Source organism: Bdellovibrionales bacterium (genome assembly GCA_016714165.1).
Taxonomy (GTDB): domain Bacteria; phylum Bdellovibrionota; class Bdellovibrionia; order Bdellovibrionales; family UBA1609; genus JADJVA01.
Genome location: JADJNU010000001.1, coordinates 2,107,685 through 2,130,603, shown reverse-complemented (window position 1 = coordinate 2,130,603; position 22,919 = coordinate 2,107,685). Strand labels below are relative to the sequence as shown.

At 45.2% G+C, this 22,919-nt stretch carries 26 protein-coding genes; 10 read left to right on the top strand and 16 right to left on the bottom strand.

From position 1 onward, the window contains the following. Positions 1 to 44: 44 nt before the first annotated feature. The 3 genes from IPJ71_09680 (at position 45) to IPJ71_09670 (ending at position 2,573) form a co-directional block, all read left to right on the top strand. Positions 45 to 1,721, top strand: coding sequence for an RHS repeat protein (locus tag IPJ71_09680; protein ID MBK7843952.1), 1,677 nt, complete (start codon positions 45 to 47; stop codon positions 1,719 to 1,721). Positions 1,722 to 1,743: 22 nt separating this feature from the next. After that, entirely contained in the window at positions 1,744 to 2,067 is a 324-nt protein-coding gene (locus IPJ71_09675; GenBank protein ID MBK7843951.1) for a hypothetical protein, read from the top strand. Between the two features lie 248 nt (positions 2,068 to 2,315). After that, positions 2,316 to 2,573, top strand: coding sequence for a hypothetical protein (locus tag IPJ71_09670; protein ID MBK7843950.1), 258 nt, complete (start codon positions 2,316 to 2,318; stop codon positions 2,571 to 2,573). A 52-nt stretch (positions 2,574 to 2,625) separates the two neighbouring features. Here the strand turns inward: IPJ71_09670 and IPJ71_09665 are convergent, their stop codons facing one another. Both IPJ71_09665 and IPJ71_09660 read right to left on the bottom strand, forming a co-directional pair. Further along, positions 2,626 to 3,015, bottom strand: coding sequence for a hypothetical protein (locus IPJ71_09665; GenBank protein ID MBK7843949.1), 390 nt, complete (start codon positions 3,013 to 3,015; stop codon positions 2,626 to 2,628). After that, positions 3,012 to 3,389: a response regulator gene (locus IPJ71_09660; GenBank protein ID MBK7843948.1), complete on the bottom strand. Its 378-nt coding sequence runs from the start codon at positions 3,387 to 3,389 to the stop codon at positions 3,012 to 3,014. The genes IPJ71_09665 and IPJ71_09660 overlap by 4 nt, the downstream gene beginning before the upstream one ends. Positions 3,390 to 3,440: 51 nt before the next feature. Here IPJ71_09660 and IPJ71_09655 point away from each other — a divergent pair, with 51 nt between their 5' ends. Further along, complete coding sequence (locus IPJ71_09655; GenBank protein ID MBK7843947.1) at positions 3,441 to 4,127, top strand: DedA family protein; 687 nt, start codon at positions 3,441 to 3,443, stop codon at positions 4,125 to 4,127. A gap of 12 nt (positions 4,128 to 4,139) precedes the next feature. Here IPJ71_09655 and IPJ71_09650 read toward each other — a convergent pair whose 3' ends face one another. After that, complete coding sequence (locus tag IPJ71_09650; GenBank protein ID MBK7843946.1) at positions 4,140 to 4,715, bottom strand: hypothetical protein; 576 nt, start codon at positions 4,713 to 4,715, stop codon at positions 4,140 to 4,142. Between the two features lie 12 nt (positions 4,716 to 4,727). Further along, entirely contained in the window at positions 4,728 to 5,402 is a 675-nt protein-coding gene (locus IPJ71_09645) for a hypothetical protein (protein MBK7843945.1), read from the bottom strand. A gap of 60 nt (positions 5,403 to 5,462) precedes the next feature. On the opposite strand from IPJ71_09645, the gene IPJ71_09640 reads away from it, so the two are divergent. Continuing rightward, positions 5,463 to 7,079 (top strand): hypothetical protein, encoded by a 1,617-nt coding sequence (locus IPJ71_09640; protein MBK7843944.1) that lies wholly within the window; start codon positions 5,463 to 5,465, stop codon positions 7,077 to 7,079. Between the two features lie 130 nt (positions 7,080 to 7,209). Here IPJ71_09640 and groL read toward each other — a convergent pair whose 3' ends face one another. The 3 genes from groL to IPJ71_09625 form a co-directional block, all read right to left on the bottom strand. Further along, the gene (gene groL, locus IPJ71_09635) at positions 7,210 to 8,862 is read right to left on the bottom strand and encodes a chaperonin GroEL (protein MBK7843943.1); all 1,653 of its coding nucleotides are present in this window, start codon (positions 8,860 to 8,862) and stop codon (positions 7,210 to 7,212) included. Positions 8,863 to 8,886: 24 nt separating this feature from the next. Continuing rightward, positions 8,887 to 9,189: a co-chaperone GroES gene (gene groES / locus IPJ71_09630; GenBank protein ID MBK7843942.1), complete on the bottom strand. Its 303-nt coding sequence runs from the start codon at positions 9,187 to 9,189 to the stop codon at positions 8,887 to 8,889. Positions 9,190 to 9,421: 232 nt separating this feature from the next. Then, positions 9,422 to 10,063 (bottom strand): hypothetical protein, encoded by a 642-nt coding sequence (locus IPJ71_09625; protein ID MBK7843941.1) that lies wholly within the window; start codon positions 10,061 to 10,063, stop codon positions 9,422 to 9,424. Positions 10,064 to 10,327: 264 nt separating this feature from the next. Here IPJ71_09625 and IPJ71_09620 point away from each other — a divergent pair, with 264 nt between their 5' ends. The 5 genes from IPJ71_09620 (at position 10,328) to IPJ71_09600 (ending at position 15,220) form a co-directional block, all read left to right on the top strand. Continuing rightward, the gene (locus tag IPJ71_09620) at positions 10,328 to 10,843 is read left to right on the top strand and encodes a hypothetical protein (protein ID MBK7843940.1); all 516 of its coding nucleotides are present in this window, start codon (positions 10,328 to 10,330) and stop codon (positions 10,841 to 10,843) included. Then, complete coding sequence (locus IPJ71_09615; GenBank protein MBK7843939.1) at positions 10,840 to 11,808, top strand: DNA recombination protein RmuC; 969 nt, start codon at positions 10,840 to 10,842, stop codon at positions 11,806 to 11,808. Before IPJ71_09620 ends, IPJ71_09615 begins: the two co-directional genes overlap by 4 nt. 254 nt (positions 11,809 to 12,062) lie before the next feature. Beyond that, positions 12,063 to 13,205 carry a hypothetical protein gene (locus IPJ71_09610; protein ID MBK7843938.1) on the top strand — a complete coding sequence of 381 codons (1,143 nt, stop codon included), beginning with the start codon at positions 12,063 to 12,065 and terminating at the stop codon, positions 13,203 to 13,205. Between the two features lie 238 nt (positions 13,206 to 13,443). Continuing rightward, complete coding sequence (locus tag IPJ71_09605; protein MBK7843937.1) at positions 13,444 to 14,661, top strand: hypothetical protein; 1,218 nt, start codon at positions 13,444 to 13,446, stop codon at positions 14,659 to 14,661. Positions 14,662 to 14,797: 136 nt separating this feature from the next. Then, complete coding sequence (locus tag IPJ71_09600; GenBank protein ID MBK7843936.1) at positions 14,798 to 15,220, top strand: CoA-binding protein; 423 nt, start codon at positions 14,798 to 14,800, stop codon at positions 15,218 to 15,220. Between the two features lie 18 nt (positions 15,221 to 15,238). Here IPJ71_09600 and IPJ71_09595 read toward each other — a convergent pair whose 3' ends face one another. The 9 genes from IPJ71_09595 to IPJ71_09555 form a co-directional block, all read right to left on the bottom strand. After that, entirely contained in the window at positions 15,239 to 16,018 is a 780-nt protein-coding gene (locus IPJ71_09595; GenBank protein ID MBK7843935.1) for a hypothetical protein, read from the bottom strand. 163 nt (positions 16,019 to 16,181) lie between these two features. Then, positions 16,182 to 16,871 carry an ABC transporter ATP-binding protein gene (locus IPJ71_09590; protein MBK7843934.1) on the bottom strand — a complete coding sequence of 230 codons (690 nt, stop codon included), beginning with the start codon at positions 16,869 to 16,871 and terminating at the stop codon, positions 16,182 to 16,184. An 18-nt stretch (positions 16,872 to 16,889) separates the two neighbouring features. Then, positions 16,890 to 18,134 carry an ABC transporter permease gene (locus IPJ71_09585; GenBank protein ID MBK7843933.1) on the bottom strand — a complete coding sequence of 415 codons (1,245 nt, stop codon included), beginning with the start codon at positions 18,132 to 18,134 and terminating at the stop codon, positions 16,890 to 16,892. A 34-nt stretch (positions 18,135 to 18,168) separates the two neighbouring features. Then, entirely contained in the window at positions 18,169 to 18,414 is a 246-nt protein-coding gene (locus IPJ71_09580) for a hypothetical protein (GenBank protein MBK7843932.1), read from the bottom strand. Continuing rightward, positions 18,411 to 18,950 carry an efflux RND transporter periplasmic adaptor subunit gene (locus IPJ71_09575; GenBank protein ID MBK7843931.1) on the bottom strand — a complete coding sequence of 180 codons (540 nt, stop codon included), beginning with the start codon at positions 18,948 to 18,950 and terminating at the stop codon, positions 18,411 to 18,413. The genes IPJ71_09580 and IPJ71_09575 overlap by 4 nt, the downstream gene beginning before the upstream one ends. 61 nt (positions 18,951 to 19,011) lie before the next feature. Next, positions 19,012 to 20,748: an FtsX-like permease family protein gene (locus IPJ71_09570; protein ID MBK7843930.1), complete on the bottom strand. Its 1,737-nt coding sequence runs from the start codon at positions 20,746 to 20,748 to the stop codon at positions 19,012 to 19,014. A gap of 51 nt (positions 20,749 to 20,799) precedes the next feature. Further along, on the bottom strand, positions 20,800 to 21,585 hold the full coding sequence (locus IPJ71_09565) for a hypothetical protein (protein ID MBK7843929.1): 786 nt from the start codon (positions 21,583 to 21,585) through the stop codon (positions 20,800 to 20,802). Beyond that, positions 21,582 to 22,241 carry an ABC transporter ATP-binding protein gene (locus IPJ71_09560; GenBank protein MBK7843928.1) on the bottom strand — a complete coding sequence of 220 codons (660 nt, stop codon included), beginning with the start codon at positions 22,239 to 22,241 and terminating at the stop codon, positions 21,582 to 21,584. Before IPJ71_09560 ends, IPJ71_09565 begins: the two co-directional genes overlap by 4 nt. Further along, positions 22,238 to 22,864, bottom strand: coding sequence for an arylesterase (locus IPJ71_09555; protein ID MBK7843927.1), 627 nt, complete (start codon positions 22,862 to 22,864; stop codon positions 22,238 to 22,240). Before IPJ71_09555 ends, IPJ71_09560 begins: the two co-directional genes overlap by 4 nt. Positions 22,865 to 22,919: the final 55 nt, after the last annotated feature.

Genomic DNA, 22,919 nt, shown 5'->3' with positions numbered 1-22,919 from the left:
GAGAAACGGGTGACTCGAGAATGAGGAACTTTATTCTTGTGATAATGGCTATTTTTTTTGTTCGTGAGGCATCTGCTGTTGTGGACATGAAAAATGCGAATTACGCCAATACATGGACAGATTTGACGGTCCCAGGATCTGGGTATGATCTTCGGGTTCAGCGCACTTACAATAGTCGCTCACTCTTTAATGGCTTGTTCGGTTTTGGTTGGTGCTCTGATTTTGAAACTAAACTTGAGGTGACGGCAGAAGGGAATATACGAATCACCGAATGTGGAGGCGGGCTTGAAGTATCTTTTATGCCAAAGGATTACAAATCTGAAAAGGTAAACAACACAATTGGCTCGATCATGGCCGAAGTCAAAAAGCGAAATGCAGATCTTAAACCACAATATTTTAAGGATTTAGAAAAGGAGCTGATGGAGAGTTCTAGTCTTCGTGATGAATTCACCAGACAGTTGAAGCTGAAGGGCGATATCGTTTCTGGTCGAACTTACTACGCAAATGGCCGTGAGGCCGAGAATCTGGTGTTTGTGGATGGGAAGTATAAGAGATCACTCGAAGATGGAACCTTTCAACTTTTTGACAGTGAAGGGCTCCTTTATTCTATGTATGATCGAAACGGAAATCATTTGAAGCTCTCCTGGAAGGGAGATTCTCTGATCAGCGTCGTTGATAACAATGGTCGTAAACTTTCATTTAATTATGGCTCTGCAAAGCGTCTTTCCGAAATTTCGGGTCCGAATGGGATGGCCGTTAAATATAAGTTTGATGGTGAGGACCTGCGCGAGGTGACCAATGCCTGGAAAAATACATTCAAGTACAAATACGATGGTGTTCACAATCTCACCAAAATTGACTATCCGGATGGAACATTTAAGGAGATTTCCTACAATAATGACAAAGACTGGGTGACAAAATTCAGAAATCGTCGAGGCTGCGTGGAGAGCTATAAATACGATGTCGACAAGGAAAACCCTAAAGATCATTATTGGTCGACAGTTGAGAAGAAATGCGGTGAGAAGGTTGCAAATAAGAGTTCCTATGAATTTTTTCACGAAAAAAGAAAGGATGGCCTCGGAAAGTATCTGTATCGGGTTCGAACTGATAACAACGGCGCTATCTCCGATGTTGTCTACCATGAAGTGTTTGGTAAGCCTATTTCCATAATTAAAAATATGGTCAAAGTGTCCTACACCTACTACGACAACGGTATGGTGAAAACCAAGGATGAGGCACTGAGGAGTTTAGCATTTAAGTACGAACCAAAATGTCAGAAAGTATCTGAAGTTGATGTGAAATATTTTATGTCAGAGGATCCGGTCTCGGCTGGCGGGAAAAGAAAGGTATCAAGTGTCAAACGGAAGCTGGCCAAAGAGACAAAGACTTCATTTAAATATGACAGTCCGAAGTGCAATCTCATTTTTGCGAAGAATTCAGAAGGTCAATTGGCTAAAATACAGTACGATGTTCGAGGCAGAATGGCGGTTGTTGAAGATCAATCAAAAAAGCTGGTCAAAATTGGATATGAGGAGAGATTTGGCTTGCCGTCATCTGTGGAAAGACCGGGTCTTGGAACAATCAAAGTGAGTTACAAGCCAAGTGGAGAGGTGGATAAGGTTCAAAGTGCAGATGGCCTCACCGTGGCCGTCCAGGTTGGAAACATATTTAATACTTTTTTGGAACTTATTGCTCCAGCCACGGCAGAAGCGAATCTCTAGCTCTAAGAGGGGGCAGGTTTTTATGGTTTTGGGTGATTTTGGTAAAGCGAGATGTGTACTGGTTCGGCTTCTGGTTCTTTCTGCGGTTCTCTATTCGCACAATCTGGCAGCAATTGCTCATGCCGAAGAGCCTGTGGAGTATCAAGAGGAGCCTCAGTTTGGCGGGACGCCGGATGATGGAGCCGCCACCTCATCGGAGTGTCCTGGGGGGTGTGCCAAGAGGCACTTTCCTGGCGAACGTGAAAATCCAGGAAAAATTGAGCAAAGAGTTTCGCGCATTCTGGACCCGCGAGGAGATTCAGGAACCAAGCTTCCTGGAAAAGGAGACACTCCTGCCACCGAGTAGAGAGGGACGGTTCTTTTGAAGGCACACCGCTTCGAACTGTCCAATTACGAGACACTCCAGTGACGAATTTCCGGTCTATGGCCGCTGATTTGAGGGCATTGCCAAGGTGGCCCAAATGAAATTCTCTAACATATTGAAAATATTAGATATTATCAAATCATAAAACGGTCTCAGATGGCACCGTATTCGCTCTTCCTCATTTCTAGAGAGAGAGACCAAGTCGGTGAGCTCTCAAGAGGAGTAGCTATATGAAGAACCTGCGATTGATAGTATTAAGTTCGTCCCTATTTATGAGTTTTCTGGCTCATGGAAAGGCCAATCAACCTCAGATAGGTGAGTTGAAGGAAGCAAATTGTCGGAACGCAAACGTATATGGGGAAGGTAGTCGAGAGCCCCAGAACGAAAAAGTGGTGGTAGGTAAGTGGCTGAATGGAGGCCAGGGTTCAGACATACAGGTGGAAGACCGCCGTGTTCCAGCCAAGTATAAATCTAAGCCCGCTCAGTGAAAAAATGGATTCCATGCTCCGCATCTTGACCTCTGTAGAGCAGGAGAAAATTTTACTTAGAATTGGGATTTTTTGATTTTTCGCTCGGACTTGTATCTGTGGAGAGACTTTGCCATGACTCCTCCAATTTATTTTTGGCGTGAGTTCCCTGTTCCTGTAAAAATTCTTTGCTTCGTTTTAATTCGAGTTGCAGGCGGTTTTTTTCCTTCGCCCCCGTGTTGTTAAGCCTCGCTTGTATTCTTGAATTCACCTCTTGCCATCCACGCCGAAAAGTACTCACGGCCGAATTGGAAACGGATTTTATGGGCTCAAGAATGGGGCTTGTGGCTACCCATTGCATCAGGTGGGCTTCGAGAGGCCGATTGTCTACGAGGGTCTGAAGAAGGATGGCCAGTAAAAAAGTAAAAAGGATCGTTTTGAAAAAGAAAATAAATTGTTTCATGATTTCTCCTTTTTGTCGTAGGCCTCATAGACAGAATTTATCAAGGTTTGAGCCGCAAAGGGCTTTGAGACAAAGTTGCAACATCCGGCATCCAGCGCCTTCAGAATCATCTCTTCCTGATCGATGGTTGTACAGGCAATTACTTTGATTTGAGGAAATTGGTTGAGAATTTTTCGCGTGGCATCTATACCACTCATTATGGGCATAACGATATCCATTAGGACGACATCGGGGTTTGAGGAAGACACGATATCAAAGGCTTCAGCACCGTTGCTGGCCTCTCCCACGACATTTATGTCTGTCTTCAAAAAGATATTTCTTATTATTTCTCTAATGAACGGAGCGTCATCAACTATGACTAGTTTTAGTTTCATATCATTTATTATAGTGGTGCAACTTGTTCATCCCAAATAGAATATTCTCTCATGGACTCTGAATCTTTCGGTGTAAAAGTGATTGCGTTTATCACCGCCTTTACTGGACTAAAGGCTTATATTGTCATTTTGGGAATTCTTACAATCTGCGGATTGGGAGTTCCAATTCCCGAGGATATAACACTCATCGCTGCAGGCATTTTGGCAGGTTTAGGTAATATTTCGTTGGCGGGGGCGCTGCTCTGCGGATTTGTTGGAGTTATGATCGGGGATGCGATTCTTTTTTTTGCAGGCAGAAAATACGGACGCAGGATATTTCAGTTGCCTGTTTTTAGTCGCCTTTTCACGCCGGAACGGGTGGCTCATGCAGAGAGGAGAGTCCTCAAGAATTCGAAGTTTATTTGTTTCTCTGCACGATTTTTGCCAGGGCTTAGGTCAGCTATTTTTCTGACGGCCGGCATAATGGGAGTGAGACCTGTCGTGTTTTTTTGTCTGGATGGTTTCGCCGCTTTGATCAGCGTTCCGGTTTGGGTGGTTGGCGGGTGGTGGTTTGCGAACCATTTGGATGAAGCAATGAATTTCGCCAAGAAGATTCAAATGTCCCTTTTTGCTTTGATAGGCCTGGCAATCCTAGGCTACCTGGGTGTGAAATGGTGGAAAGGGAAAAGGCGCAGAGCTTTAAGGAGTGAAATGAGGAGTGTGAGCAAACAGTCTCCCTCGCGCAGGAGAGAACTTTGAGTTGCTCTCGGCTTATTCTCCCCAGGTGTATCCAAGGCGAAACAGAGTTGTTCCCAGAGTCACTTGAACCCCTGATGGCTGAATTCCCGAAATCGGATCTACCTGATTTGCCTGTCCGTCATAGAGCGATTTATCAAGGCAATGGGAAACCTGCCAAAAATATTGATTTTTTCTGTCCAATAGAAGGCGCGAGCCGATCCAAAATCCCACAGAATAGGTCTGTTGCTTTAGTCCTGATCGAACAGTTGAGGCTGTTTTGCCTTCTTGTTGATCTGCCCGCGGGAGGAGACGGACCCCAAAATCCCAGATATGAGTTTGACTTGACGGCCTTTGAAGTCCGGCAGATATTGCCAGACCCGAGGTTCGAACACGAATGCGGTCGGGATCGTTGGCTGGCACTGTCATGCGGCTCTCATTGAAATCCAAACCAATCAAAAGGTGAGGAGATCTTCGATCGAGTCCAAATGATTTGCGGAATCGAATACCACCAGACCACCATTGGTGATCGGCTGGAATTTTTCTTGTTCCTGCTGGATCTCCATTGATTTCACTCGCCAGACTGGTGGAAAATTCGCCTTTAAATCCCAAAAATGGAGTGAGCTAAAAAGCCGTTTCGGCCGTAATCAGGGGGCTAAATGAGTAATAGCGACGATACCAATAGTTGCTGCCGGAGTTCTGATAGAACATGCCGGCGGAAGCTCCGATTTCGACGAGATTTTGGCGTAAATCGTAAGGATGAAGAAGTGCTTTGTATTCCTGGATACTCTCCTGAGATCCTCCCAAGATGAGTTCGCGCACGTGGTCTCCCAATTCAGAGTTCTTCTCTTGGGGCGATTCATTCTCGGTTGCAGTTTTTAAACTCTCTCCCTTGCTGGAGTTCAAGGTTTCCACGCCAAGCTTCTCGGGGGGGAGAGGCGTTTGGCTTTGAAGAACTTGTCCTTGTTTTTGCTCTTGGTTTGCAAGCGGCGATGCCATTTCATTCGGTGCTTTGGGTCTGAGGTTTACTGATTTAGGGCTTAAACCAGAATCCCTTGAAAGAGTATCCTCTGGTAATTTAACTGAGGACTTTTGGCTTGCTTTTACATTATAGCGGCTTTCGTCCAGTGACTCGCCATCTGTTTCGGTTTCGGTAGATTTTAGCAAAGTTGCACTGCTAGGATCTAATTGTGAGAGGGCGGGCAGAGCTTTTAGCGAAAGAAAAAAAAAAATATCATCATTGTTAGGTTTCGCATTGCCCCTCGCTCTTAGGTAAAAATCGGAATTTTTCGAGAACACCTTAATGGAAATTGACCGCGAATATTCCCGAGGGGACAATATCGTGGAGGGATATAGCCGATGAGGGCATTGGTTTTGGAAAAGGTTCCGTTTTTCATTTTACTTGCTGGATTCGCAATGGGGCTGCACGGCCTTTGTATGGGGCAGGACCAAGGACGCAGTTTGAGCAGCGCGGTCGACGACCTGGTGAGTATTCAAAGGATTTCAGTTTTGCCGGTGTCTGACAACCTCGAGGGAATCTATTCGCGTCCAATTGAGAGCGATCTTATTGATAAAGTAAAAGCTGGTCATCGCTGGAATTACGTTGAAGCCAGTCTTTCTGGTCCATTGATGACGGCTCCTGAATTGGAACAAGATGAAAATAAAGTTCGTGAGTTGGGAGTCGGAATAGGCGCGGATGGAATAATTGCGGCAAAGATAACCAAAGGTCCTAACGGTGTTTCTATTCGACTAGACTTGTTCTTGGTGAGAGACGGGAAACTGTTTATCCAGGCTGAAGCCAATGATTTGAAGCAATTTGATATTGCTTCTCTTCAGGAACAGACATCGATTCTGTGGTCGCGATTAATTGGCCAACTGCCCTATCAGGGTATGATTCTAAGTCGTCAGGGCCAAAGGGTGACAGTCAACCTCGGCAAGAGAGATGGAATTACTGAGGAATCCGTAATTAACGCCATCCAAATTCTGCAGTTGAAAAGGCATCCGAAGTTTAATTTCATGGTTGGTACGGAAAAGGAAATCATTGGTAAAATCAAATTACTTAAAATCGATGATACCCTCAGTTTTGGTCAAGTTGTTCTTGAGAAAGACAAGAATGCTCTCGGAAAGGGTACAAAGTTAGCAGGGCTTGATTCAGTGTCATATCCCATCACGGGTTTGAGTTCTCCTGATTCTGGAGGGGCGGCGAAGGGGGTAGGTTCTGAAGCTCAGACATCCTTTGGCGAGAACCCCAATTCTTGGGTGCCAAAACGTCCCCCAACTTTTGGGCAAGTAGGGGCACGCTTTGGATTTGGACAGTTTTACGAAAACATGTCCTTAAATACGGTTGGTCCAATAAGTGCCACCAATTCATTGTATCCACTGGTTGCTCTCGAGGGAGAACTTTGGATTACTCCTGAATGGACGGTGAGGGCGCGTCTCAATCAAGGAATCATTCCAATAGATAATCCTCGATCAAATTCTAATCCTGTAAGTTTGTCTCAGTCGCTGACAGAAACGGACCTTTCCTTGGCCTATGTTTTTATTACTGGCTACAGCATTTGGGATACTAGAGTCGAAAGTAATTTTGGGTATTCAAATTATCGTCTCTACGTCGACGACTCTGATTTGAGAGGATTTACCACGTCGGATTTTGGTGGGTTTAAGTTTGGTGCAAAGGGATCTTTTCCCGTCACTGACGATCTGGATTGGAGTGTTGGCGGTTACATCAATTATTTTTTAAATCCTTCCTTAAAGGAAAGTCCAGTATCATCTGGGGATGATAACGATGCCTCGATTAATCAGTTTGGTATCATAGGAAGCCGTCGTCTTGGTGAGCACCTAAAAATTGAAGCCTCTCTCGACTTTGCTGCGTATTCAGCAAAATTCTTCGGACCGGGAGGGCGTGGAGATGAGGCAGCGAAGAGCTTGAGTCATCGTCACACCGGCTTGTCAGCCGCTGTACATTTCCTCTTTTAAAAATCCTTTTATAGCGTCAAAACTAAAGAGGCCCGGGATTTTTACTTCCCAGGCCTCTGATCTTAAAGCTTGAAGCTCAAAGAATTGATTCGTTGAAGCCCTGAGAACTTGTTAAGTTCTCAAAACCAAATTACATCATTGGCATTCCGCCCATTCCGCCCATTCCGCCTCCGCCCATGTCTGGAGCGGCACCTCTGCCATCATCCTTTTTAGGGGCCTCAGCAATCATGGTCTCGGTTGTCAGCATAAGAGAAGAAACTGAAGCCGCGTTTTCAAGAGCACAACGAACGACTTTCATTGGATCTATCACGCCCGCCTTCAGGAGATCTTCGTACTGCTCGGTGAGAGCGTTGAAACCGTAAGCTCCCGTCTTATTGCCAAGAACTCGATCGAGAACGATGGCGCCGTCAATACCCGCATTTGCAGCGATCTGGCGCAATGGCTCTTCACAAGCACGGCGAATGATACGAGCACCGAAACGCTCCTCTTCACTTAACTCCAAATCTTCAACACCACGAGAGGCACGCAGAAGAGCAGTTCCTCCGCCGGCGACAATACCCTCTTCAACGGCTGCACGAGTTGCATTAAGAGCATCTTCGACTCGAGCTTTCTTCTCCTTCATTTCAACTTCTGAGGGAGCTCCAACGTGAATCACGGCAACACCACCGGCTAATTTAGCCAAGCGTTCCTTGAGTTTTTCCTTGTCATAGTCGCTGGTTGTCTCTTCAATCTGGGCTCGAATTTGGCCCACGCGACCTTGAATTTCCTTTTTGCCCCCGGAACCATCAATGATCGTTGTGTTATCTTTGTCAATAACGACACGCTTTGCCTGTCCGAGATCAGCCAAAGTCGCCTGTTCCAATTTTCGCCCAGTGTCTTCGCTGATAAGAGTTCCACCAGTCACGACTGCAATGTCTTCCAACATCGCTTTACGACGATCTCCAAAACCAGGCGCCTTAACAGCCGCAACCTGGATTGTACCACGGAGCTTATTCACCACAAGAGTCGCCAGGGCCTCGCCTTCAACGTCTTCAGCAATGATAACCAGAGGACGCCCCTGCTTTGCTGTTCCTTCAAGAACACTGAGCATGTCCTTCATTGAGCCGATTTTTTTGTCGTAAATTAGCACATAGGCATTTTCAAGTACGGTTTCCATTCTTTCTGCGTTGGTAATGAAGTAAGGAGAGAGATAGCCACGGTCAAACTGCATCCCCTCAACAACGCTCAGTTCAGTCAAGGCTGTTTTGCTTTCTTCAACGGTGATAACACCTTCTTTGCCAACTTTATCCATGGCCTCAGAGATCATGTTGCCAATCTCTGAATCGTTATTGGCGGAAATAGTTCCCACCTGGGCAATTTCCTTTTTGTCTTTTACGGGTTTTGCCATTTTGCCAAGCTCGGCCTTGATATAATCGACGGCTTTATCAATACCCTTTTTGACAACCATAGGGTTGTGGCCTGCACTCACAATCTTCGCTCCTTCACGAAAAATAGCCTGTGCAAGTACTGTCGCAGTGGTGGTTCCGTCTCCAGCATCATCATTCGTTTTGCTGGCAACTTCCTTAACCATCTGCGCGCCCATATTTTCAAATTTATTCTCAAGATCGATTTCTTTCGCAACCGTCACGCCATCCTTAGTGATCAGCGGGGCGCCAAAAGATTTTTCAATAACCACATTGCGACCCTTTGGTCCGAGGGTTACTTTCACCGCATTTGCGAGAACATTTACTCCACGCAAAATGGCGTTACGAGCATCTTCACTGAAACGCAATTCTTTACTCATTTTCATACCTCTTCTTTTTCTTTTTTAGTTAAAAATTCCTAATACATCTTCTTCGCGCATCATCAGTAACTCATTGCCATTCAGCTTAAGCTCAGTTCCTGCGTATTTACTAAAAAGGACCTTATCGCCAGTTTTCACTTCCAAGGGCAACACCTTACCGTCCTCGGTGACTCGTCCATTGCCGGTGGCAACGATCTCTCCACGCTGGGGTTTTTCTTTAGCTGTGTCCGGAATAATGATTCCTCCGGCTGTGACCTCTGCTTCATCTAAACGACGAACCAGAACTCGATCGTGCAAAGGGCGCACGTTAAAATTTGCATTAGCCATTCTAGGACCCTCCTATGAAATCAATGTTTCATGTTTAATGATAAAAAAATGCCACTGTTATTACGTTTGTTAACGACACTGGCCAATATGGAATGACCCATTGGAGTGTCAAGGTGAGCTGGAGAAATTTTATGGGATTTTCGTGAGGCGCAGAGCCCCAGGTTCCAGGCGGAGATGGAACTGGCAGCTACCTGGCGCTAAACAGAGAGATCTGGTGAAATAACGTGAAGCATCATTTTCTTTCTTCGGCTAAGCCATGGTGGCTATCAGCCATCGAGGTAAGAGGGCTACTGTAGGAGCCGACTGCCGACTGCCTCTCTCTTTCTTTCATGAGAGCCTGTGTGAGTTCGGCAGACTCTTGGTCAGAAAGACGGCCCATCAAATCCCTTAAGGAGGAAAGATCATTTCTGAAATTAGGCAAATAGACTGAAACATAGTCGTCTAGCCCCAAATCGTGAGCGTACTGCAACCCCTCATAAGCGGCCCTCAGAAGGGCACCTTTGCGCGGAGCCTGCCGTTCGTTACCTGGCAAATTTGAAGCTGCAAACTTAACCCGATTTGAGGTGGGGATTTCACTAGGAGAAAGGCTCTCAGTCGTCGGGTCTCCACTCAATTTTCCGGGATTTGTTGCCTTTTCAAGAGTTGCCCTTGCTTCTTCAATTTGCTGCTGCTTCCAATCACGAAAGGCCAAGGGCCTTTCGGAGCGAGCGATGGTGGTTGCCGGAGGAGGTAAAAGGCCTGCTGAATTGGATCCCGGATGAGGTTTTTGAGAAATCGGACGGCTTGCCGAGTTTGCCGCATATCCACATATCGTGAATAAAATGTTGACCTCAAGTAGCAGCGTGATGAGTAAAATTTTTTCCCAACTTTTCAAATTTTGTCACTTCCTATCAGGTTTATTGCTCGTAAGAACTGGTTATTCGATCCATTCCTTCCTCAGTCCCACTCATTTCAACAGGCGTGCCAGCAAAACATGAATTCCGAAGATCTTTGGTTTCTTCCGGCGACCTCGCTCATGTTTCACTGCACAGCCTGAAAACCAGGGCATCACGACTCAATGCGGTAAAAAAAAGACTCTTGCCCGACGACTTCATCTGAGGTCAGGTCGGCTCCAATCAAAAGAAAGAGGGAGAAATCGATGGTGGAGTTAACCGTTTGCCTCATTTTATTCGGAATTTCCTTGGCTTGTAATTTGATTCTTGGACTACTTGTTCGAAGGAAGGCTCTGCTCACAGCAAAGGCCCAAGCAGCCCTCACTCAATTAGAAGTGGTTAAAAGCGATCTTCAAATCGAGCATTCCCGAATTCAAGAGGAGATCCGGCAAAAGACATCTCAGACTGAAAATCTCCAGGAGGATTTGAGAACACTCGTAAGCAGAAATCAAGATTTGCTTCAGAATGTCGCTCGACTTGAATCTGAGAAATCAGGTTTGGCTCAGAGTCTCAGCGAACAGAGGTCGTTTTTAAGTCAATCGGGGGAGCAGTTGCAACAGGCGTTTCGAGGTCTTGCTTCTCAGGCTCTTGAAAGCAACAATCGGGTATTTATTGATCTGGCTCAGCAGGTTCTTGGTAAGGAAACTCAGTTTCAGAGGTCTGATCAAGAGAACGCGATCAGAATTTGCAGCTTCTTCTCGAGCCGATTCGCCAAACTTTGACAAAATATCAGGAATTTACTCAAGAGATCGAGATTGAACGCAAAAGATCATTTGTGTCGATTGAGAATGAGTTGCGGAGAGTGACAGACACGAACTCGGCGCTTTCACGGACAACCGCCGCTCTCAAAGACGCTCTGAAAAAGCCCAGTGTGCGCGGTCGTTGGGGAGAAATTCAGCTAAAGAATTGCATTGAATTGGCAGGAATGTCGGAATACTCCGATGTTAATTTGCAAGACGTTAGAACTTCAGAAGACGGTCAGCGTTTGATTCCTGATATGACAGTGAGAATGCCAGGTGGGAGGGTTGTTGTTGTAGATGCTAAGACGCCAATCGACGCCTTTCTTGGCTCTTTGGAAGCAGCTGATCCGGAAATTCAAAAAGCTGAACTTGTACGTCATGGGCGTCATGTGAAAGACCACGTCAAAAAGTTATCGGCGAGGGCCTATGGGGAGACGATTGCAGAATCAGCCGATTTTACAATTATGTTTTTACCTAATGAAAGTTTTCTCTATGCGGCTCTTGAATCTGAACCTGATCTCGTCGAATTTGCCCTTCAGAGAAAAGTACTCATCTCAACCCCACCGACTTTGGTTGGACTTCTTAAAGTGATTCGGTTTGGTTGGAGTGAGGAGAAGTTGGCAGCCAATGCACAAAAGATTTCTGAAGTTGGCAAGGAGCTTCACAAACGCCTTTGCGATTTTATAGAAGCCTATTCCAACATTGGAAAATTTTTAGAAAAGGCACGTCAAGAATACGAAACGGGACTTATGCGTTTGGAAAGAAGAGTGTTAGGTCAAGCCAGGCTTCTTGAGAAACTTGGTGCAAAAAGTCACAAATCACTTCCTTCAAGTTTGACTCATGTCGAGGAAGAGGAAGTGGGAGAGGGAGTAGAAATAGAGACTCTCCCCGTGGATTTAGAATCTCGATATTCAGCGGCGACCGTGACTTCGAACTCAGATATATGACGTATATGAAGGAAGTCAGCGATCAGAGAGGTGTCGCGGGCCTGAAATGAATTGCCAACAAATTCCTAAAGACTTGCTGGAGTTGTTTTAAGAAGTTTTACCGGGTGGTTTTCAAGAAGGTTTTACAAGAATTGAAGCTCAATTTCATTTCAAATAAAAGATTATTTTCATTTTCTCCAGCTTGATTCAGGAACACTTTTACATAGCTTAGCCTTGAGATATTAATACAAATAGGTGGGAACCAAGGGTAGGCTATGCATGTTCGCGAGGGATTGCTTTGCCAAATTTTAGGAAGTTATTTGAACCGCTCGGAGGTGAGTCTATCCTCTCTTGCAGCAAGTTTAAATATTTCAAAATCACATTTGAGCGATATTAAGAATGCCAAAGCAAGGGCTGGGATTGATTTGGGTCTCAAAATTCTTAAGAGTTGTGGTGCCACTCTTGAGACTCGGCGAGAGTGGTTGGATGTCTCGATGCGCGAGGAAATTCCTGAGTATGAGGAACTTCAGCAACTTGAGGCCAGCGGCATCAAGGAGACTCATTTACCTGAGAATGTTGGAGATCAAATAGGAAACAATGTCGAACTGATGCACATTGCCCTGGATATCATTGAGGAAAAGGAATTAGGACTTTCTTTCGTCGAGTTTCAAGACCGTTATGGAAAACGAGGCCTTCAGTTGGTCCAGTTGCTCATTTCCGAGGGGATCGTGTCGAGTCGTTATGACAGGTATTATGCGGAGGATGTCAGATTAATATTATCTAAGAAATCATCCTTTTCGTTTGTGGAGAGCATTTTGCGTGAGCAGAGGGAAAGACACAACGCCAAGACATATGAGGGTCGATTTGAATTTCAAGTTGATGATGTGAGTGAAGACGTCATCAAAGATTTATTTAATTTACACCAGGAATATATGCGCGGGGTAGCGGAGTTGATTAAGAAATCTCGGCATCTCGAAAAAGGAAAAAAAGTGAAACGAGTTTTTGTTCAAGCGCTATCGTGTGTACTAAGAAATAATTTGGCATTCTTTTTAATTACGGTCGCTTCTTTCGTCTGTTCTTCGTCTCTCGCAGTAGCTGATCAAGGAGGCCTGGGAGGAGGCAGCAACTCTGTTCGCACGGATTCCATACGCATTTCCGGATATGAAAGGGAAGCGCATGCGATTGAGGAGGGACATCGCATTGAAGAATCAATCGTCAGCGGTCGCTATGAGTCTTTGAAGAAGTTGAGAAGAGATTTATGTAGAGATTCAAAGGACATGCAAGGATTGGAAAAGGCGACCATGAAGCGCTATTCGGTGGAACGCTATTTTTCAAGTGGCAAAGAGTTGTTTGATCTGATTATGCTTGTGGAAATCGTATGCAAAAATGAAAAGCAGGACGGTTGGAATAGTTATTGAGCCTCACTCAAGTGGAGACAGTCACAAACGTATCAAACTGAGTCAGTGTTCTTCCAATGCTATCTGTCAAAATTCTAGGTAATTGTACGGTTTGATTTGGTGAAGGATCAATATAGCCAATCTTTGGCCGGCATGATCAGTGCACTCCATATATGAGATTTGTGAATGAAGGAAGAATAGATTGAAAGCATCCTTGCTTTTGATCTGTGAGGACCTAAGAGTAAGTGAAGGGTGTGACATGTCAGCATTTAGATTTTTGTTATTCCCGTTTCTTGTTTGTCTTTTTGCACAATTTGGCTGTACGAAGGGGAATCCTGGGCAAATTCAGAGTGCCAGCCAACAAGTAACTCATGAAAAAATCATTATCAACTACGAACTGTCTAATTCGACGGCTCGATTAAAAATAGAAATTCATCATGCGGGTCCTGAAGGAAAGATAAGAGAGAACGATCAAACGGCCTGGACTTCATTGGCCTCCAGTTCTGGAGTTTGGACTACTTCTAATAATGATGACTATTTTTTGGATCAGCCCCTAACCAATTTCACTCCAGGATCTCAATATCGGCTTTACGTTCTGAACCCGACAACAACAGAATCAGGCAGTCTTTCGTTGAGTATACCAAACTCAACAACCCCTCCCCCTGCGGACGCGATTACTTTGGACGTTCAGGTCGCCAACGGAAAATTAGATATTGCGGCAAGAAATGCGGGTCCAAACGGTGAGGTTCGAACGTACGGGATTGGAAACTGGGCCAAATTTATTGTTCCAGATAAGTGGACGACCGACGGAAACAATTATTTTCTTTCAAGGCCCATCACAAATTACACTCCTGGATCTGATTTCCTAATGGAAATCAGAAATCCGGATAATAACAAATCTGCCTCGGCGCAAATACAAATTCCCGATAGACTTGATCGAGAGGGTACCATTCACGTGAAATACCAGGTGGTTGCCGGACGCCTTAAAATTGATGTATTCAATGCGGGCCCTCTGGGGGAGACGAAGGGTGCGGGCACTTTGGATTGGACGAGGTTCATAGTGCCAGGAAAATGGACAACTGATGGAAACAACTATTCTTTGGACAGGGCGATTGTTCCTGGAGAGGGCCCTGTTTATACCTTGGGGTACCGGAATCCAGAACGGGGTAATGAAGTTTGGTTTGATGTTGACTTGAACAAGTCTGGTGGGGAGTCAGTGGCCTTCATTTACTCCGTAGCCAATGGTCAATTTCGTTTGGCTGCCTATGGTGCTGGGTCCAGAGGAGAGACCATGACTGATAATGTTTTTGATTGGACTGCCTTTTTGGTCCCATCCAAATGGTCCACCAATGGGACGGACTATTTCCGAACGGCACCTTTGACTGATTATCCTTCTGGTGCGGAGTATGGATTGAGGATTCGCAATCCCGACACGAAATCGCAGGCATACATTTTTGTCAAAATCCCGACGCGTTAGCCTCAAGAAAAATTCTGATTGAAGCAGCAGATTTATCAATCAAATTTTGATAAATTTACTTCAGTTTTCTTTGGACGGACATCTGTCCTCTGACTATCATGAAGAATTCATCATTATTTGAGGGAGGCGAGATGACATGGGTAGAAGCTCAACAGATCAGAATTTGATTAAAGAAGTTTTGGAGAAATACAAAAAGGTGACCGTTGTGGGAATCAGCTCGAAGCCGAGCCGGGCAAGTTACGGAGTCACAGAGTATCTCTTAAACCAAGGATTTGAGGTTGATGGCGTTAACCCAGTGGAGAAATCTATTCTCGGTTGCTCCATTTATGCGTCGCTGAAGCAGGTGCCGCATAAGCTCGAAATAGTGGACGTGTTTCGCGCACCAGAACACGTCTTGGAGCTGGTGAATGAGTTAATTCCCCTTCGACCCCAGGTGCTTTGGTTACAGGAGGGCGTCACTCATCTCGAGGCAGAGGAGAGGGCGCGCCAAGCTGGAATTGTGGTCATATCCGACAAATGCATACTAAAGGAGCATCGAAGATTATTTTTAATAAAATAGAAACGAATGAGGTGGGAATTAAAAAGTCTCCCCATCCTCAATTCGAGTTTTTGGAATGAGAACGGCGTGAGGCTTAATGAGTGCATTTTTTCCAACAGTCACATCACCCATGATACTGGCTTTTAATCCGATAGTGGTCCCGTCCCCTATCTTGACAGGAGCGATGACGAGAATTCCTTTTTGGCCATAATGAGCAAATAAATGGGCAGAGCCTCCGATTGTCACATAATCTCCGAGGCTAATCATACAAGGGTCAGAAATATTTGTCGTGTTGATGACAACGCCTCTACCGATTTTCATTCCCATCATACGATAGAACAGCACGTTAATTGGAGTTGGAGTAACGAGTTCTAAAAAACTATACCTCACAAGATAAGTAAGAGCATTGTGAACAAACCAGGGGATTGCCTCTAGAGAAAACCAAATCCCCCGCCAAGCCTTTAAACGCAGAGGGAGAATAAAATTAACTGTTGGAACGACAAATATGAGGGTAAACCCGTAAGTCAGATAACCCAATGCTATTCCTGAGCCTGCGGCGATATAATGGAGTATGGGATGCCAGGTTGATGTTGTGGATGAAAGAAAGTCAAATATGTAGAGCCCAGGAGCTGCAGAAACACCTGCACACAGTACAACTAAAAGACAAACGGGAGACAGAAGGGCCAGAAATGCCATATTGCGAAAAGTGCGCAAGTAGGTCTCAAGTTGCCCTCGCAAACCGGGCACATCTGAGGTCGTTGCGTGAATATCTAGACGTTTGCCCCGCTTTTTCTCAAGTTTATATGCCGGCTCATCCAAGTTTAATGTTCTCCAAAGTGACCAAGGACACCTGTATTTACTATTATATACTATCGGTCGAAATGCCGAATATTCTCAAGGGGTCCGCCCACGGGAGAAATCCATGTCCCGATCTGATACAATTTTCACTTGGGTCTTCTGATATTTCGAATATTGTTCCAAATCAAGGCGAGGCCGCTCCTCCAATATGAGTTCCATCGGCCAGGTGGCCGTCAACAAGTAGGATTTCGCGGTGAGCCAGTCGAGAATAGTCGGGGTCATGAGTGACCAATACAATAGTTGTTTTCATTTTTTGATTGAACTGAGTGAGGATATTCATCACTCGTTCGGCGTTTGCGGTATCCAGGTTGCCGGTGGGCTCATCTGCAAAAAGATATCTTGGTTGCAAAATAAGGGCTCGTGCAATTGCGACTCTCTGTTGCTGACCTCCGCTCATTTGGGCTGGAAACTTGTTTGCTTGCTCGGATATTTCGAGTTCTTCAAGAAGAGTCATGGCTCGATTTTTTAGCTCTTCGTGGCGTTTTAGATTTCGAGGTCCTAGGAGAACGTTTTCTAGAGCGGTCAATTCAGGAAGAAGATAGTGAAATTGAAAAATGAAACCAACTTGACGGTTTCTAAAATCATGAAGATCTCGGCTTGATAGCTTGGCAATATTCGCTCCATCAACGAGGACCTCACCTTGGGTTGGATTGTCGAGAGTGCTCAGAATATAGAGCAGCGAGCTCTTTCCTGATCCCGACTTTCCAGAAATAGAAACGAATTCACCATCTTTGATATTCACTTCAACATGATGTAGAATTCGAGTTGGTGGAACTCCGAATTCCTTGATGAGTTGGTGCCCTTGAATTCCCAATTTTTGGCTCTCCTAAAGTCAAATGTTTGCACGTATAATATCTAATGGAGTCAGTTGAGCGGCATGTCTGGCAGGAATGATACTTGCCACTGCCGCAGCAGCCTGTGCTGCCACAAATGCCGCAACAAAAATAGTTACATCGTAGGATATTGGAAGATGTGTCCCTTTTCCAATCTTAAATCCCAGATCAATATTTCCAATAAGAAGATTAGCGCCGAGGCCAAGGACAAGGCCACTGAGACCACCAACAAACCCCAAGAGGAAACCCTGAATCATAAACAGCTGAAGAATTTTTTCGGGACCGTAGCCGATAGAGCGGAGGATCGCGATTTCCTTTTGCTTCTGACTGATCATGATGCTTAACACATTGTAAACACCAAAGGCGGCCACGAGCAGTATGGCAAATGTGATAACGTATCTGGTGATATCCTGAATATTGATAATCTGCATAAATGAAGCATTTGCTTCTTCCCATCCCTCCACTTTGTCGTTTGAATAGAGCGACCAGAGAGAAGCGGTTGAGGAAGAAAGCTGAATGTCGTCGAGGGCTACAGAAATTTCGCTGACTCGTCCAGGAGAGTGATTCAGAGATTGAACATCGGAGAGGTGAGCCAGTCCCATGGTGTCGTCAATATTGTGATTTCCCAGTTGAACGACTCCAACGATGCGATAAGGCCAAGCTTCATTGAATCCGCTTGATATTCTAATCGTATCTCCAACCGATGCGCCCAATTTGTCCATAACCCCCTTGCCGAGAATAATTTTCCGCCCCCCACCCGTCAGCATGGAGAGATTTCCAGCCACGGTGTAGTCAGCATGACTCGTCACTTGCGTGTGCTTTTCAGGAATTATTCCAGTGAGACCAATACTTGTTCTCAGGGGACCGCGCGCCACAATGGCATTTATTGTCAATCGAGGAGAATAGGCCAAAACTCTTGGGTCCCTTTCAAGACGAGAAAACCATCCTTGCGGATTTTCAAGTCTTGATTCGCCTCGCTTTCCTGCCGGTGGGACGATCCATTGAACAAATTGGGTTTCTTCAAAAAAGCGATCGCGCAAATCTTCTTGCTGTATTTTTTGTTCATTTCCTTTAATGATGACATGAGCCGTGTTGTTGAGTAATTGTTCTGAAATGTAGTTTCTCATTCCCAGCTGCATTCCCGCAATGACCACATAGATAGTTGTGCCCAGCGAGATACCAAGAAAAATCAAGAGTGTTTGCTTTTTTCGAGCGAGCATTTGGCGTAAGGCCAAAAACCACATAAATTGATCCCTCCTCCCCTTGCCTTTGAATAAATCAGATTGATGTTTTTACGACAATAAGATCGATGTCAGATAAGGCGCTTTCTTTGACCTCCGCCCATTGACCATCAATTCCTCCAATTTTTATGGGAATTTTCACTCGCTTTTGATTTCTCTCAATAATTAAATGTCCATTAGAAACTGCGGACAGAGGAACCAACAGGACATTTTCATGTTGGCCGACTTGAATAGAGACGTCAGCGGTCATCCCAGGAAGAACATTCTCCATCAGTCCATTCACTTGAATATGGGCAAGGAATTCATCATTTTTGGAAAAAGCGCTTTAACTTTTCCCTCCAGCTTTACGGATCGAAGGCTTTCAAAAATAACATCAGCCATTTGGCCTGCGCGCACCCTCAGAGCGGCCTGTTGTTCAAGAGAAACCTCGATGTACTTGTCGTTAAGATCCTGGACAGATAAGAGCACGACTTGAGGAGCGACACCCTCTGACTCTCCGACTCCTATGAAGGTAACCGTGCCGTTTATGGGTGATGAAAACTTTAGATTCTCAGTAAATCGAATAAGTGGGTCCCCCTTTTTTACGACGTCTCCCTCGCGAACATACACTTCCTGAACAGTACTCATGATTCCTAGTTTAACATCATATTTGCTATATGATTTTACTTTTCCTAAACCGTAAATAGCTTCAGTGATAGATCCTCGTTTCGGTTTGATAAGGTCGTATTTGCGGTTGTATCTATAAAAGAAAAAAACGCTCATTATCGCAACAGACAAAAGAGAAGCACCTAGAAAGATGTATTGATTTTTTTTAAACATATTTGCCCTCTAATTTAAGAATTGATTCAGATGACTCATTGCTCACACGTAATCCCTTCTCTCATGCTACTTCTTGCCGCAATAGTATGTTCGGCTTTGTTAAAAAAATCTGTCGTGAGGAGATATAGCTGACGCAAAAGCTGAGTGCAATGAGCGACAAAACCGAGAAAGTGGGCGCTTGCCATTGCCAAACCCAAAGCCCATCAAAGAGGACAAAGGAAATTCCAAAACTAACCACTAGGCTGGTTATTGCGCCAACAATTCCAGCCGACAGGCCAATCGCCAAATGTTGAAATAAAAACATGTTGCGAACTTGTGCTGATCGATAGCCTAAAACCTTCAGTAAACTCATTTCCCATTTGCGCTGCCATATTTGGTGGTTGCAGATGGAGAACATGACAAAAAGTCCGACGACTATATTAAGGCCTGCCATCAAATGCATGGCCCAGGTCATCTGCTGACTTATTTCAAGAATTCGGCCCGCCAATCTAGAAACGTCGATGAGGCTGATATTTGGAAATTTGCTGACAATGGCGTTTTGTATTGAAGTCTTTATTGCGGTCTCATGGTCGGGAAGAGAGGCGAGGTAAGTTTTGGGTGCTGATTCTAAAACACCGGGTTGAAACTGAAGAAAGAAATTTGGCTGGAAGCTGGCCCATCGTACAGTTCTAAAATTGATAATTTTGCCCTCAATTGGGACATCTTGAATATCAAAGCTAAGGATGTCGTTTATTTTCAATCCCAATCGTTGTGCGAAGCGCTTTTCAACCGATATCTCTGGCACGCCACCCTTTGTTTGATCAAAAACACCGCTAAAACTTTGGCCTTCTGAGAGCTCTTCGGATTCGGAAAGATCGCTTCGGTAGGTTAAGTTAAATCCACGATTGCGAAAACGCGCTTCGCGTTCCTCTTCTCGAGAGAAAACTTGCTTTTCACCTTTTTCAAATTTTTGCTTGTTGACCGCAACGAGACGGGCTCTTACGAGGGGGGAAACTTGCTGCAATGGGATCTTGAACTCAGCTGTCAATTTTTTGAGTTCGGAGAGTTGATCTTCCTGAATATCAAACAAAAAAAAGCTAGGTAGTCGCGATTTTTCGGGGTGTTCAATTTCTCCACGAAGATTAGCTTCAATTTGGGGTGCAATATTTATGAGTAGTACGCCCAGGCTCAATGCCAAAAAGCTTGTTATGGTCGAAGACTGGTGACGGACCATCTCTCTTGTCGCAATCTGGACAAATGAGGGAAGTCTTTTAGGGATTCTCTCAAGTGGCTTTAAAACGAGAAAAACAAGAAACCAAAAAAGTAATCCGGAACAACCAAAAATAGCAGTGAATAGCGAGCCTACCTGCCAGGAATGAGCCTGCCAAACGGACATCAGCCAAAACGCAACAACAGCAGGCAGATAGGAGAGCAAAACGACGGAAGGGGCCGTGGGCAGAATTCGAAGAGTTTCAATTCGAAAAAGAAATGAGGGTTTTATTTGCTTCACTCGAAGGGCCGTTGGAAAACAAACCAATAGGCTTCCACCGATGGCTGTCGTTACTGCAATTAAGATAGACATCGGATCCATTGCGGAATCCAGTTGGATTGGAAGTAATTGCTGCGTGATGAGAGAAATCATGGGTACGAGTATCAGCGAAAGACAGATCGCAGGAAGTGATCCAATAAAACCGAGCGCCGCGACTTGAAAGAGAACGAGAACTAAGACGCGATTTGGTCTGAGGCCAAGGCTCAGATATATCGCAAAAGAACGAATTTTTCGGGAAAAATAGGCTTTGAATAGAAATATGGCCCCCACTGAGCATAGAAAAAGTGCTGCAAGAGCGACTAGACTGAGGTAGTCACCCAGCTAATTGGCCAGCCTTCCCATTTGATCACCGGCCGTTTGATGAGAATAGACTTCTACCTCCGAAGGAATAACGGGACTGGAGTGAAGCAATTGTTCTATTTTCTTTAGTTGAGCGTCCGCAGCAGAGGGGATCGCAAAAAGAGACGTGTACCAGGCCAGGCTCTCCGAGGTCACCAGTTTAGTATTGGGAATTTGTGACAGGGGAATGTAAACGCGAGGAGCCATACTCGTCGTGATTCCCGCAGCCGAATCTTCGAGAATAACTCCGGCAATCCGAAATACCATGTCGCCGATACGAAGTGGATCCTCCACTTTCAGGTTTAACTGTGCCAAAACTTCTGGATAGACCCAAGCATTGCTGTTCGTTGGTGAGGAATCAACGACCAATGGCATTGTTTCTTGAGATCCCAGCGATGAAGACATTTTAATTGTGCCATAGAACGGAAAACTGGGATCGATGGCACGAAGTTGAACAAGCTTTGATAACCCAGCGGTACTTGCCACCATTGAGTAGAGCTCAATCATGTCGCTGCGTGCAGCAGCACTCGGAAGGCTTCTCAAGGCCAAATCAAGAACCTCTTTAGAAAGAGGGTGGCGGGACGAAAGTCCAAGGTCGGCCCCGAGGGTGATTTTTGATCGTGTTGATAAGGATTTTTCAATTGAGTAACGAAAGGAGTTCAAAGCAATAAAGCCGCTGAGGCCGAGACTGAGATTCAGAGAAAATAAGATTGTGAATTGCCGATGGTTGAAGAGTTCTCTCAAGGATAGCCAAAGAAGCTTTCTCATTCGATTCTGCCACTCTTGAGATGAATCTGGCGTTGGCAGCGCTGTGCGAGGTCGAGATTGTGAGTCACGAGGATAAGGGTCATCTGATTCGTGCTAACGAGATCAAAGATCAGATTCATTACCATTTCTCCCGTTTCCGCATCGAGATTTCCGCTGGGTTCATCTGCGAGGAGGAGCGTGGGCTGAGTGACAATGGCTCTTGCAATAGCTACTCTTTGGCTCTCACCTCCACTCAATTCCCTCGGGAAATGATTTTTTCTGGCTTCCAATCCCACGGCGGCAAGGGCCCGAGCTGCTGCTTTATTTGAATCAGGTACATTCTGAATGTCAAGAGGCAAACGGACGTTCTCAAGGGCAGTCAGATGCGGCATCAAATGGAATTGTTGAAAAATAATTCCCACATTCTTAGAGCGAAATTGAGTGAGATCTTCCTCAGAAAGTTGATGAATGTCGTGATCAGAAATCTGAATTGTCCCTGAACTGACTTCCTCAAGCCCAGCAAGCAGAGATAGTAGGGTCGTCTTGCCGCTTCCCGAGGGACCGAGGATGGCCAGGGTTTCTCCCTTAGTCATATTGAAGGAAATTTCGTCGAGGGCCACTATAATGTCCTGGCCCTGATTGTATCTCTTGCAGAGTCGATTGACCGACAAAATCATAATAGTCTTTCTATAAATGGAATGAGGTTCTCGGCGATTTTGCGGTGTCCCCTTTCGTTAGGGTGTATGCCATCACTCAGATTTAAGTCCCTTTTTCCTCCGACGTCGACCAAAAGAAATGGCATGAAAGCAACTTTGTGTTGCTTCGCAAGTTCGGCAAACAAGGCCGCAAATTTTTTTCGGTAGTCGCTTCCATAATTAACCGGGAGTTCCATCCCAGCAAGCAGGACTTTGATCCCTTCCTTTTTTGCCAACAAAATGGTTTCGCTGAGATTTACTTTAGTTGCTTCAACTGAAACTCCTCGGAGGCCGTCGTTTCCCCCTAATTCAATCAAGAGAACATCAATTTTTTTTCTCATCTGCCATTTTAATCGACTAACTGCGCTCGCCGAAGTCGACCCTGAAATCCCGGCGTTGACAACGCTCACTTGGTGGCCGCGGGCTCTCAGTTGCAATTCAAGTTGGGCGGGATATGAATTTTCTTTGTCAACCCCATCTCCAGCGGCAATCGAGTCACCCAAGATGACAATTCTAGAGTGACTCTCCTTTTCGAGAGTCTTCAAATTGGCGGCAGAAGCGTATATCGAAAGAAAAATGAGAAGCCAGGAAGTGAAAATCTTCATTTCGAACCTATGATATACAAGCATACCCCTTGCATATATATCATAGAAATGGTTG